Origin of the sequence: Moryella indoligenes, from assembly GCF_030812885.1 — a bacterium.
In the GTDB taxonomy this organism is placed as follows: Bacteria; Bacillota; Clostridia; order Lachnospirales; family Lachnospiraceae; genus Moryella; species Moryella indoligenes.
Genome location: NZ_JAUSTO010000002.1, coordinates 17,370 through 30,025, shown reverse-complemented (window position 1 = coordinate 30,025; position 12,656 = coordinate 17,370). Strand labels below are relative to the sequence as shown.

The window sequence follows — 12,656 nt, the reverse complement described above, 5'->3', positions numbered from 1 at the left end:
CTTCGGCAACATAAGAGACATTTCGCTTCAGAAGGCTTCCGTGTTATAATAAAATAAAACCAGCTTTGTACAGTCAGGACAGGAGCAGAGAATGAGACATTATGAGTTTGTGCAGGCAGTGGAGGCCAATCCGGTCATCGCAGCGATCAAGGATGATGAGGGACTCGAGCAATGTCTTCATTCCGATATCGGCATCGTATTTATTCTTTACGGCGATATCGGCAGTATCGTAGGCATTGTGAAGCGTCTGAAGGACGCGGGAAAGGTCGCCATGGTGCATATGGATCTGATCAGCGGACTGCAGGCAAAGGATGTTTCCGTAGACTATATTCGGAATTATACGGAGGCGGATGGTATCATTACGACAAAATTCAATCTGATTCAGCATGCGCGGGATATCGGCCTGAACACGATACTCCGCATGTTTATGCTGGACAGCACCTCTATGGACAGCTTTGAGAAGAATGGCCGCAGCGAATCGGTGCAGCCGGATATCGTAGAGGTGCTTCCGGGGACTCTGCTGCCGGAGGTGATTCAGAGGTTGAATCGCTTATGTCGGGTGCCCGTTATGGTCAGCGGGCTCATTACAGCAAAGTCGGAGGTCTATAACGCGCTGAAGAACGGGGCGGTGTCCATTTCGACGACCAATCAGGCACTGTGGTTTATTTAAGCACAGCCCGGGCATCAAGGTCTTTGCAGAGCGGACATCTGGTTTCTGCAGAAAGAAAGTTAAGCAAGCTTAATAAAGCCGTAAATAGAAGCCGGCCTGCTTCCGTCGTATAATAAAAAGCATCGGAGGTAGGAAAATGCGGAAACAGAGATGGATGAAAACAGCGGCGCTTTTTCTGGCTGTAGCGGCAATGGCTCTGATGCCGGGACTCAGCTCCCGTGCGGGAACTGTGATTCATGCAAAGAGGGAAACGAAAAGTGCTGTAAGCGATTTAAGGACAAGCTCTGACAGCTTTTATTTTGCTGTGAGCGGGATGTATACTTACAGTCAGCTGCAATCGGATATTGCGCTTCTCACACAGCGCTATTCCGGTGTGAGCGCAGATTCTATCGGGAACACAGCGGACGGCAGACAACTGTACCGCATTGTAATAGGAAATCCGGCGGCGGAGAAAAAAATCCTCGTGGTCGCGGCGATGCACGCGCGGGAATACATCACGACGCCGCTCGTCATGCGTCAGCTGAAGGATCTCCTCGACCGAAGAGACAGCGGTGATGCCAGTCTGGAGAGCGTCTGCGTGCAGTTCGTACCGATGCTTGATCCGGATGGCGTTGCGATCTCGCAATATGCGCTGGACGGTCTTCAGACGAATGCGATGAAGCGGAAGGTCAATGCGATCATACAAAGCTGGGCGGAATGGGGACTGCTGGAGGATACAAACAAATATAACTGGTATCTGAATAAGTGGAAGAACAATGCGAATGGAGTCGATCTGAACAGGAACTTCCCGACGCCGGGCTGGGCACCTCTGAAGGATCTGCGAGACAAGCCGGCGAGCGATCTCTACAAGGGTCCCTCCGGAGGCTCAGAGCTTGAGACGCAGGCTATTATGAGGCTTGTACAAAGTCAGAAGTTCAGCGAGGTGGTGAATTACCACTCGCAGGGTCAGATCATCTACTGGGCACACAGCAAGGCCGGTGCCGAGGTAAGAGAGAGAGAGCACAATATGGGCCGGATTGCTTCTAGACTCACAGGTTATGGCCTGGTGACACCGGGAAGCGGCGCATCCGAGGAGGGCTGCAGCTTCAAGGACTGGCTGGATGCAGAGATGAATGTGCCAAACATCACCCTGGAGGTGGGACTTGGAACGGCGCCTGTGCCAGAGACCCAGCTGGAGACCATATGGACGCAGAATCGGAAGCTGCTTCCGGAGCTCATCGCAGAGCTTCTGGGAAGGAGCACGCTGCTGGAAGAAATTAAAAATGAAGAGCGCGCGGCCAAGGAGCAGATAGAGGCCGGGCAGAGCGGCAGCGTGCAGCTGAACAGCGCGCCGGCAGGAAAGGACAGCAGCGTCCAGCTGGTCGCGCCCCGCGCAGAATAAGCTAAGTATTAAAGGAGCAGCATAGCAGAATGGGAAAGCTTCAGGAAATGATACTGAACGACGGAATTGGAAGAAAGATCACAGCAGTCACGGAGATCGTGCTGGGAAATGTACTCTTTGGCCTTGTTGTAAAGCTCTTCTTGCTTCCGGCGAGTCTGGTTACCAGTGGTGCGACAGGCATTTCCATTGTGCTCTATGAGATCAGTGGGATTCCGGTATCCTACTCTCTTCTGGTTCTGAATGTGCTCATGCTGTTTGTGGGACTTCTGCTGCTCGGCAGGGCCTTTGCTCTCTCGACGCTGCTCAGTACCTTTATCAGTCCGCTGGCGCTGGGGTTCTGGGAGCGGGCGCTTGGGGATTATGTGATGAGCGATAACCTGATGCTCTGCGCTATTTTTGCGGGACTTGGCATCGGCATTTCTCTCGGAATCGTGCTGCGCGCGGGTTCCTCGACCGGAGGCATGGACATTCCGCCGCTTGTGCTGAATAAGTACTGTCATGTACCGATTTCCATCAGCTTCTATATCTTTGATTTTCTGATTCTTTTCATGCAGGCAGTGGTCTATCCCCCGGAGCGCATACTCTACGGACTGGTGGTCGTGATTATCTCAACGATGGCCATGGATCAGATGCTTTTCCTTGGCACGACGCGCACGGAGGTGAAGATCATCAGCGAGCGCTCCGATGAGATCCGCATGGCGATTCTCACAGAGCTGGAGCGCGGCGTGACGCTCCTGAACGGGCAGACCGGTTACATGAATAAGGATACACAGATTGTGCTGAGCGTGGTATACAACCGGGAGCTGCCGCGGTTAGAGCGCCGTATTCATGAGATAGATCCTGAGAGCTTCATGATCATCAGCCGCATCAGTCAGGTGCACGGGCGGGGCTTTACACCGGGAAAAAAGTGAGTTGAAAAGGAGAATGCAAATGAAGAAGGTCACGGTTTTTTATCTGGAGAGCTGCCCCTACTGCAAGAATGCGAGGCGGGCAGTGGAGGAGCTGAAGGCGGAGAATCCAAGGTATGCGGAGCCGGAGCTGGAATGGATCAACGAGGAGAAGCAGCCGGAGCTTGCGGAGCAGTACGAGTATTTCAGCGTGCCTTCCATGTTTATCGGGAAGGAGAAGCTCTACGAGGCACATCTTGGTGAGCGCTATGAGGAGTGCAGAGAGCATGTCAGACAGACCCTCGAAGCAGCCCTGAAGTAGAGGCTGTTGAAACAGATGCTGTGTGGAGAATATGGCGGAAGAACCGCAGGGAGAGCAGAATGATCTGGAATCGAAAAGAAGTAAAGAGAAACGCGAGGTCTGCATTTAAGCGAAATTATATACTCTGTGTGCTCGCAGCGCTGCTGCTGGCGATCTTTGTAGAACAGGGCAGAGAGGGGAGAAGCAGCCATACTGAGAAGCAGCAAACTGCCGCTGTGCAGAGTGAGGCCGGAATTAATTCCTCCGGATACAGTGCGGACGAAGAGAATATGGGTGATGATTCTTGGCTGTGGAAAAAGCTTCCGGGCTACAGCGTTGCAAAGAAGCTTCCCTGGATGGGACAATCAGTCCTTGATGTGGTTCCGACCTTTCGCTCGGCGATTGTAGCGCTGTCGCTGTGGATGCTGCTCATACTTCTGCTGGTGAATATTTTTATCTCTACAGCCTTCGAGGTCGGGATACGGAGGTTTTTCCTGGATAATACCGAGTCGAAGGCAGAGCCGGGAGCTATCTTTTCCGGTTTCACCGGGGGGAACTACGGAAAGATTGTTCTGACTCTGGTGATACGCAATATCAAGATCGTCCTCTGGACGCTCTGCCTCATTATTCCCGGCATCATCAAGAGCATTGAGTATACGATGATTCCCTACATCCTCGCGGAGGAGCCGGAGCTGAGCCGCAAGGAGGTCTTTGAGCGGAGCTATCAGCTTATGGACGGAAACAAGTGGGGAACCTTTGTCCTGAGTCTGTCCTTTATCGGCTGGCAGCTGCTCGGCGCTCTGACCGGGGGACTTCTGGACGTCCTCTGGACCAATCCTTACAGGGCGGCTGCAGAGGCAGAGCTCTACCGTCAGCTGCGCGATGATCTGAGGCGACGGGAAGAGCAGCAGAAGCAGCAGAATACCTGGTCGGGGACAGAACAGGAGCCGTGGTACGGAGCGGCTCGTTTTGAGGGTGATGAAAATAATTTAAGATAAGGACCGGGTAGGGTATGTTCAGCTCGCTGATTGTCTGGATGGACTTTGTCGGAACCGTTGCCTTTGCGATATCCGGGGCAATGGTTGCGGCGAGAAAGAATATGGATATTTTTGGTGTCAATATGCTTGCAGTGCTCACCGCAACTGGTGGAGGAATGATACGGGATATCATTATCGGAAGGACACCGCCGGTCATGTTTCTGAATCCGAGCTATGTCCTTATTGCAGTACTCACCGCTAATATTCTTTTTCTGGTTCTGTACAGCAGAAAGTCACTGCCGCTCTCACAGAGAGTCGGAGAGCAGCTGCTCTTCTGGTTCGACACACTGGGGCTTGCGGCCTTTACGGTCGACGGCGTGTTCGCCGGAGTGCAGGCACAGCACGGAGATAAGCTCTTTCTGATTGCCTTTCTCGGGGTCATGACCGGTGTCGGGGGCGGTGCCTTGAGGGATATCTTTGCAGATGAGATGCCGCAGATCTTTGTGAAGCATGTCTATGCAGTTGCCTCAGTCGCAGGGGCAGTTGTGACGGGGCTGTTCTGGCGTATTACGGCGGAGGAAAATATCGCTGTAGCAGCAGGGGCACTGACGGTAATTGCGCTTCGCTATGAAGCAGTCAGACATCATTGGAATCTTCCGCGTCTGCGCTGAGAATCAGCACAGACGAAAGTTTTCGTATTACCACGGTGGCGGGCATCCAGACAGTTTCTTTTATAAATAACATAGCGGCAGGTCAGCATGAAACTTGATTTATTTCATGCTGGCCTGCTTGATTATTTTGGCCTTATGCACCAGCGTGAGGAGAGCACAGTGTACTCTTTGGCACGACACTATGCAAGGTACAACAACTGTGGTAAATTATAGAAAAACAAATGTTTTCGGGGGAGGTACAAGTATGTCAAAGGATCTTACGAAGCTGAAGACACCGCATACCTATGCGATTATCTTCGCTGTTATTGTGGTGTGCTGGCTGCTGACGTTTATAATTCCGGCGGGGCGCTTCAGCACACACAAGATTGAGTATACCGACAACAACGGGGTGGTGAAGAGCAGAACAGTGCTGATGGAGGATACCTTCCGCTACAGCTACGCGCTGAATACGGAGCAGGTCAAGGAAGATATCGGGACTCTGCTGCAGCAGCCTGAGAAGCTTGCGGAGCTGGAGCTCGATGCAGAGGCACTTCAGGAATTTGCTGCAGGAGATGCTTCCGGCTGGACCCAGGGAGATCTGGATGAGCTGGGACTCACGGATGATGTGCTCTACGGCGAATTTGGAATGGAGATCTATGACACCTCCAAAAAGCTGCATAAGACGGCAGTGCTCTGGGGAACCGATGATTTTGGCGGTTTTGGCTTACTGAATTATGTGTTTGAGGGGCTGGTCACGGGAGATAAATACGGCACGGCAGTCGGTATTGTGGCTCTGATTCTTGTAGTTGGAGGCGCCTTTGGCATCATCATGCAGACCGGTGCGATTGATGCGGGCATCTATGCCTTTATCAACAGCTCAAGGGGGCTGGAGCGTGCTGCATTGCCCATCCTCTTCTTCCTCTTTTCGCTCGGCGGAGCGACTTTTGGCATGGCAGAGGAGTGTATTCCCTTTGCCATGGTCATGGTTCCCTTTGTGATCGCACTGGGCTATGATTCCATCGTCGCGGTGACGGTGACCTATGTGGCCTCTCAGATTGGAAATGCGGTTTCCTGGATGAGCCCCTTTTCTGTCGCAATTGCGCAGGGCATCGCAGGTATTCCGGTGCTCTCCGGTGCGAGCTTCCGTCTTCCGCTGTGGTTTATTGTGACAGGGCTCTCTGCGGCGTACATGATGTATTATGCAGAGAAGATACGCAAAAACCCGGAGAAGTCCGTGGTCTATAAGAGTGACTCCTATTTCCGCGGCAGAGCGGTTAATGCGACAGAGGAGATCCGCGAGTTTAAGCTGGGACATAAGCTGATTCTGCTTGAGATGCTGGCTGTTCTGATTTGGATTGTCTGGGGTGTGACGCAGAAGGGATATTATATTCCGGAAATCGCCTCTCAGTTCTTTGTAATGGGCTTTGTTGCAGGAGTGACGGCAATTCTCTTTAAGCTGAATGATATGACTGTAAATTCCATGGCCTCTGCGTTCCAGAGCGGTGCGGCCGATCTCGCCGGGACTGCAATAGTCGTTGGTATGGCAAAGGGCATACTGCTGGTGCTGGGTGGTTCGGATGCAACGGTCCCGTCTACACTGAATACAATTCTTCACAGCATTGGCGTAGCGGTTCATGGTGTGCCGGTTTATATCGGTGCAGAGATCATGTATCTGTTCCAGAGCTGCTTCAATCTTGCGGTGACCTCAAATTCCGGTCAGGCGGCACTGACCATGCCGATCATGGCGCCGCTCTCGGATATCATCGGTGTCAACCGCCAGATAGCAGTTCTGGCGTATCAGATGGGTGCCGGTTTTGTTGATGCCTTTACACCGGTTTCTGCTTCTCTTATCGGTGTGCTCGGTGTGGCACGCATGGACTGGGGCACCTGGGCGAAGTTTCAGATCAAGATGCAGGGCTTTTTCTTCCTGATGGGTAGTGTGGCCCTGGCAATTGCCTGCATGATCGGTCTGAGCTGAGAAGGCTGTTCACCAGTGCAGGCGATGCAGTGAGCCCTGACGCTCCAGCTGCATAAAATCATTTTGGCGCAGAGCTTCATAGAGAAGTATGGCGACAGAGTTGGAAAGATTCAGAGAGCGGATATCCTCATACATGGGGATGCGTATGCAGGAGCGCGGTTTTTCCACCAGTATTTCCTCGGGGATGCCCGCAGATTCCTTGCCGAACATGATGTAATCGTTTGGCCCAAGAGCTGCGTCACTGTATATCTTCTGCCCCTTGGTGGTTGCAAACCAGAGCTTTGGCATATTGAGAACCTCGCGTTCGTTAAGCTCTGCTTCACTGAAGTTATCACAGAACTGCAGCCCGGGATGCTGTGAGAGAAAGTCTGGATAGCTGTCATATTCCGACAGTGTGAGCTTGGGCCAGTAGTCCATGCCGGCACGTTTTAAGTACTTGTCGCTCAGCTCAAAACCATAGGGACGGATGAGATGCAGAGCACTGTGGCTTGCAACACAGCTTCTTCCGATTGCGCCGGTATTAAAGGGAATTTCCGGCTCGTGCAGTACGATATTTAACATGCGGCTGTTCATGTCCTTTCCGTGTCGTTGATCCGAGTAATAAATAGTCTCAATCATAATGGCGGGGTATGTTTTTGCATACCCCGCCATTATAGCGCAAGTTTATCTCTATGCGCATCGCCTTATTTTACTTATTATATGTATAGAAGCCTTCACCTGCATTGATTCCGGTCTTGCCTGCCTCAATCTTTTCCTTCAGCAGTGCTGCGATTTTACCCGCAGTGCTGTCGGGATTCCCAGCATCCGGATTCAGCATGACTACGTTGTAGGCAGTGGTCAGACCGACGATGTCCAGAATGCGGAAGGGACCCGCCGGAGCGCCGGTCGCAAGTGTCCAGGTACGGTCTATGGTCTCAGGATCTGCAATCTCTTTCGCCCAGAGTGTCTGTGCCGCATTCAGGAAGGGAACCAGCATGGAATTCAGAATATAACCGGGCTGCTCCTTCTTAAGCTTCAGTGGAACCATGTGGATGCTCTCGGCGAAAGCCACAACTGCGTCATAGCACTCAGCAGAGGTTCCGGCATGCCCCATGATCTCCGCGGTGTTGTTTTTCCATATCTCATTTGCAAAATGAAGTGCCAGATATTTCTCGGGTCTGCCCGTGGCTGCGGCAAAGCTGCTCGGCAGCATGGTGGAGGAATTGGTTGCCAGTATGGTTTTGGCCGGCAAGTATTTTGCGAGTTCTGTGTAAAATGCGGTCTTTTCTTCAGGATTTTCTGCGATGGCCTCAATGACCAGATCTGCGTTTTCTGCTGCCTCCTCGTAACTGGTGGTAAGCTTCAGTCTGGAATAGCCTTTCTCGACCTGCTGCTTTAATGCATTGATTTCCGATTCGGACAGCTGTTTTTTATCTGAGAAGCCACGGCAGTAAGCTGCCGGATTTGTCTTCATTGTCTCGAGTGTCTCGAGGTAAATCCGCTTCAGACGTTCCAGCTTCGGGCGGGTGCGCCCGATTGAACCCTCACTTCTCAGCCAGATTGTGACATCAAAGCCGCTGAATGCGGTCTGAAACGCGATTTGACTTCCCAGAACGCCGCCCCCGGCGACAACAACTTTTTTAAATTCTGTCATGTGTGCTCCTTTCAGGGAACCATAAATGCTGAGAAATTAAGCTTATATTCATCGGCAGTTATGGAGATCTTAAACTATACAAAAAATGGAAACAATTAACTTTGATATCACTATACCGTATTTCCGGCATAAGTCAACAGAAAATCCTATTAAAATAGTAGGAATTAAAAATAAAACAAAAATGTCTCTTCAATAGACTGTAAAAAACAGGAAAAGCAGGGTCAGCTTTGCAAAAAGTTTTTGTCGAGAATATGTATCTCCCGTCCAGTCCAGTCGATCAGTCCTTCCTCCCGCATTCTGCTGAGCTCTCTGGACAGGGCGCTGCGGTCGGCGTAGAGATATTCCGCAAGTTCAGTTCGGGAGAAGGGGAGATGTATGCTTCCGCTTTCACTGCCGGGAAAGGATGCAAAGTATATTTTCAGCTTGTCGCGCAGCTTTTTCTGTCCCATAATACGTATCTTCTGATTCAGAAAGAGGGAGCGTCGCGCAAAGTCCTGCATCAGATTCAGGGCAATCTGCATGCAGTGCGGAGATACGGAAGCAGCAGGCTCCATCAGCGCCTCGAAGTCAAGAAACAGCAGCTCGCAGTCGCTGATTGCCCTTAACTGCATGGGGCTGCCCTTTACTCCGGCGCAGACCAGTGCTGCCCCGAATATCTCTCCGGCGCTGATGTGCCGCATGTTCACACAGTTACCGCTTTCATCATAGAAGGAGATCTCCACTGTACCGGAAATGATAATTCCTGCACGATGGCTGTGATCTCCGATATTCAGAATGGCCTCATTTTTCGGATAGGCATGTCGTTTGGCCTGCAGTGTATGAAGAACCTCTGTGTAAGCACTCTCAGGAATGCCTGTGAAGAGTCTGCACTGCTGTAAGCTGTGGTGAATCGCGTTTATTTGCAGCATGGCGCCCTCCTGTGAACCGTTATGGTTAAAAAAGACTAATAAAAAGTGTATATCGAGTATGGAAGGACTGTCAAGCGTTGCACTTGGTATAAAAATATGAGAAAGTATTTCTGAAAGCTGTGCTATACTGTTTTATCAACTTGCATAGGATCGCCGCATGAAGTTCGCAAAAGCTGTAGATACAGTGCTTACAGGAAAGACAGGAGGATATGATTTTGCGCGATGAGATATTGCAGACAAGCTACGGCCTGCTGATCCCTTTTCTGGGAACAGGACTTGGCTCAGCCTGTGTGTTTTTCATGAGAAATGAGCTTCGTCAGGATGTGCAGAAGATACTGACGGGCTTTGCTGCGGGTGTTATGGTGGCAGCCTCTGTCTGGAGTCTTCTCATTCCGGCGATTGAACAGGGAGCGGAGCGGGGGAAGCTTGCTGTGCTGCCGGCAGTGCTTGGATTTTGGCTGGGAATACTCTTTCTTCTGCTCATGGATCATCTTGTACCTCACCTGCATCAGTTCAGTGATGAGGCGGAGGGACCGCGGAGCAGACTGAGAAGGACGACCATGATGGTGCTTGCGGTGACACTGCACAATATACCGGAGGGCATGGCGATCGGTGTGGTTTACGCCGGTTATCTGGCAGGAAATGCGAATATTTCTGCGACAGCGGCGCTTGCGCTGGCCCTTGGTATTGCGATTCAGAACTTCCCGGAGGGCGCCATTATCTCCATGCCGCTGCATGCGCAGGGGGAGAGTCGCATGAAAGCTTTCGTGAACGGTGTGCTCTCCGGTGCGGTAGAGCCGGTGGGAGCGCTTCTCACAATTCTCGCGACAGCTCTTGTGCTTCCGGCCCTGCCTTATCTGCTGAGTTTTGCGGCGGGCGCTATGCTCTATGTGGTTGTGGAGGAGCTGATTCCAGAAATGTCAGTGGGAGTTCACTCCGATTTTGGCACGCTGGCTTTTGGTCTTGGCTTTAGTCTGATGATGTATCTTGATGTAGTGCTTGGTTAGAAATTGCCGCGGAGATACGGCGAGAAGCGTTGTGCTGGCTATGAAAAACAGAAATGGGTGAGACATCAAAATATTCTGTAAAGAGAAGCATCGAAAAGACTCCGCCCGGCAATCACTGACTGCCGGGCGGAGTCTTAGAGTTTCAAACAGTATTAGCGCACAGGCATGCATTCATAGCTGTGTACTTTTCGCCTGAGAGTATGCAGGCTTCAGACAGAGTGCCTGTCTGCGAGAGCTGTACTTAGCCCTCGATTTGAATGTAACGCTTCTCCGGAACCTCTGGCTGCGCGGACTTCTTCGGTACACTGAGTTTCAGAATACCATCCTCAAACTTTGCGGAGATGTCCTCCTCACGGAGATTTTCGCCGACATAGAAGCTGCGGCTCATTGAACCGGCGTAACGTTCTCTTCGAATGTAGCGGCCATTTTCTGTCTTTTCTTCCTTATCAAGTCCCTTTTCCGTGCTGATGGTCAGGTAACCGTTGTTCAGCTCCGCATGAATTTCATCCTTCTTGAAGCCGGGGAGATCGATCGCAAGTTCATAGCTGTTGTCGGATTCCTTGATATCAGTCTTCATAATGTTTTTGGCATTCTTTCCGTAGAGGGGATTTCTTCTGCCGAAGAAAGCGCTGTCAAAATCGTTCATCCAATCATCAAAGAGATTCTCACCAAATACACTGGGCATATACATCATAATGCTTCCTCCTTTTATACTGTGGCAGGTTTTTAAAACCCTGCTGTTCTTTTTGTTCTATAGAGACTATAACATATGTTATTAGCACTGTCAACATGCGAGTGCTAAAAATTTAAAAAATCCTTTCATTTGACATTTTCAGAGAGAATTTCTACTATGTAGGCGAAGAAAATGATGCAGAGAGGTAAGTATATGGAACTGTACGGAACCTTTGGACCGTCTTGCTGCGAGACGGAACTCCTAAGTCGCATGCTGGATGCAGGAATGACAGGAATACGTCTGAATCTGTCTCATGGTAATCTTTTGGAGCATCCGGAATGGCTTTATAACTGGCGAGAGGCCCAGTTGCGCTCCGGGCGCCATGCTGAGCTGATGATTGATCTGAAGGGAGCGGAGCTCAGAATCGTAGAGCTGAAAGGGAAGAGCTTACTCTGCGGAGGAGAGCTTGTAAATCTTTATGCCGGAGCTGTCCCTGATACCGGAGGCCCCGTCCGGATCTCGCCTGATTTGGAAGCGCAGCCGGAAAGTCAGCAAAAAAACCAGCCGGAAGGCAAGGACAGTTATCTGAAGAAGTTATTTCTTCATGGGGATGAGTCTTTGACAGAAAATGTCGGGACAGCGGGGTCAGCAGAAACTGTGTTTTCCTCTCAAGCTGTCTGCCATATGGGGATTCCGCAGCCGCTTTACAGGGCACTCCGGAGCGGACAGCATCTGTTTATCAATGATGCGGAGCTTGAACTCGAGGTGCTCCCACCGCGCAGGAGCAATTTTTATCCATCGGTCGGAATGGAGCGGCCGAAGGAGGGAAAGGCTGCAGCTGAAAGAGATCACGATTTGTCTTTCGTCAGTATGCCGCTGTCCTGCCGGGTGCTTCGCGGTGGCACGGCGGCTCCCGGAAAGAGCATTGCCCTGAGAGGAGTGGAGATTCCGCTGCCCGTTCTTACCCCTGAGGATATCGAAAACCTCGCACATGCGCGGGAGGCAGGTGTCACGGCGGTGATGCAGCCCTTTGTGGAGTGTGGAGAAGATGTGGAGCTGCTTCGGAGAGAGCTGTCTGCCCGCGGTCTTTCGAAGCTTCGCATCTTTGCAAAGATAGAAAACCAGGCGGGGATAGAGCATCTGGATGAAATCATGGCTGCTGCAGATCATATTGTCATCGCCCGCGGGGATTTGGGGAGCAATATCGGATTTCTGAGGCTTCCGAAAGCGCAGGAGGAGATTGCACGGCGCTGCCGAGCCGTAAAGAAGCCCTTTATGGTCGTGACGCAGCTGCTTCATTCTATGACAGAGCACAGTGTACCGACGAGGGCGGAGCTCTCGGATATTTATCTCGCAGTGCGTCAGGGGGCATCTTCGCTGATGCTGACGGGCGAGACGGCGATCGGGAGCTATCCGCTGGAGGCGATGCGCTGGCTGCGGGATATTGCTGAGGCCTCAGCAATTCAGGATTGAACCTGTGGATTATTTGAAGACTTTCAGATGCCGGGGCGGAGGGCTAGAGACAGACCTCCGTCTTAAATTGTAGAAAACAGTGCTTGCAAGAAGAATGGTAAGGTCTTATGATAGTCGG

General features: G+C 51.4%; 13 protein-coding genes. 9 read left to right on the top strand and 4 right to left on the bottom strand.

The window, feature by feature from the left end; all coding sequences use genetic code 11:
* Positions 1 to 91: 91 nt before the first annotated feature.
* The 7 genes from J2S20_RS01470 to yfcC all read left to right on the top strand — a co-directional run bounded on the left by J2S20_RS01470 (position 92) and on the right by yfcC (position 6,844).
* The gene (locus J2S20_RS01470) at positions 92 to 670 is read left to right on the top strand and encodes a glycerol-3-phosphate responsive antiterminator (RefSeq protein ID WP_307252288.1); all 579 of its coding nucleotides are present in this window, start codon (positions 92 to 94) and stop codon (positions 668 to 670) included.
* Between the two features lie 136 nt (positions 671 to 806).
* Positions 807 to 2,051, top strand: a complete 1,245-nt coding sequence (locus J2S20_RS01465) for a M14 family zinc carboxypeptidase (protein ID WP_106612968.1) — start codon at positions 807 to 809, stop codon at positions 2,049 to 2,051.
* Between the two features lie 29 nt (positions 2,052 to 2,080).
* On the top strand, positions 2,081 to 2,962 hold the full coding sequence (locus J2S20_RS01460) for a YitT family protein (protein WP_106612967.1): 882 nt from the start codon (positions 2,081 to 2,083) through the stop codon (positions 2,960 to 2,962).
* Between the two features lie 19 nt (positions 2,963 to 2,981).
* Entirely contained in the window at positions 2,982 to 3,260 is a 279-nt protein-coding gene (locus tag J2S20_RS01455) for a glutaredoxin family protein (RefSeq protein ID WP_106612966.1), read from the top strand.
* 59 nt (positions 3,261 to 3,319) lie between these two features.
* A complete protein-coding gene (locus J2S20_RS01450) occupies positions 3,320 to 4,237 on the top strand; it encodes a DUF975 family protein (RefSeq protein ID WP_211292282.1) in 918 nt (305 codons plus the stop codon).
* A 14-nt stretch (positions 4,238 to 4,251) separates the two neighbouring features.
* Positions 4,252 to 4,887, top strand: a complete 636-nt coding sequence (locus J2S20_RS01445; RefSeq protein WP_106612965.1) for a trimeric intracellular cation channel family protein — start codon at positions 4,252 to 4,254, stop codon at positions 4,885 to 4,887.
* Between the two features lie 244 nt (positions 4,888 to 5,131).
* Positions 5,132 to 6,844, top strand: coding sequence for a putative basic amino acid antiporter YfcC (yfcC, locus tag J2S20_RS01440; RefSeq protein ID WP_307252279.1), 1,713 nt, complete (start codon positions 5,132 to 5,134; stop codon positions 6,842 to 6,844).
* A gap of 9 nt (positions 6,845 to 6,853) precedes the next feature.
* Here the strand turns inward: yfcC and J2S20_RS01435 are convergent, their stop codons facing one another.
* The 3 genes from J2S20_RS01435 to J2S20_RS01425 form a co-directional block, all read right to left on the bottom strand.
* Complete coding sequence (locus J2S20_RS01435) at positions 6,854 to 7,405, bottom strand: tRNA (cytidine(34)-2'-O)-methyltransferase (protein ID WP_106612996.1); 552 nt, start codon at positions 7,403 to 7,405, stop codon at positions 6,854 to 6,856.
* A gap of 127 nt (positions 7,406 to 7,532) precedes the next feature.
* Positions 7,533 to 8,477, bottom strand: a complete 945-nt coding sequence (locus J2S20_RS01430) for a 3-hydroxyacyl-CoA dehydrogenase (RefSeq protein ID WP_106612963.1) — start codon at positions 8,475 to 8,477, stop codon at positions 7,533 to 7,535.
* A gap of 221 nt (positions 8,478 to 8,698) precedes the next feature.
* A complete protein-coding gene (locus tag J2S20_RS01425; RefSeq protein ID WP_106612962.1) occupies positions 8,699 to 9,385 on the bottom strand; it encodes a Crp/Fnr family transcriptional regulator in 687 nt (228 codons plus the stop codon).
* Between the two features lie 215 nt (positions 9,386 to 9,600).
* Here J2S20_RS01425 and J2S20_RS01420 point away from each other — a divergent pair, with 215 nt between their 5' ends.
* A complete protein-coding gene (locus J2S20_RS01420; RefSeq protein WP_307252274.1) occupies positions 9,601 to 10,392 on the top strand; it encodes a ZIP family metal transporter in 792 nt (263 codons plus the stop codon).
* Positions 10,393 to 10,633: 241 nt separating this feature from the next.
* Here J2S20_RS01420 and J2S20_RS01415 read toward each other — a convergent pair whose 3' ends face one another.
* Positions 10,634 to 11,083, bottom strand: a complete 450-nt coding sequence (locus J2S20_RS01415) for an Hsp20/alpha crystallin family protein (protein WP_307253030.1) — start codon at positions 11,081 to 11,083, stop codon at positions 10,634 to 10,636.
* Between the two features lie 195 nt (positions 11,084 to 11,278).
* On the opposite strand from J2S20_RS01415, the gene J2S20_RS01410 reads away from it, so the two are divergent.
* Positions 11,279 to 12,538, top strand: coding sequence for a pyruvate kinase (locus tag J2S20_RS01410; protein WP_307252271.1), 1,260 nt, complete (start codon positions 11,279 to 11,281; stop codon positions 12,536 to 12,538).
* Positions 12,539 to 12,656 lie beyond the last annotated feature (118 nt).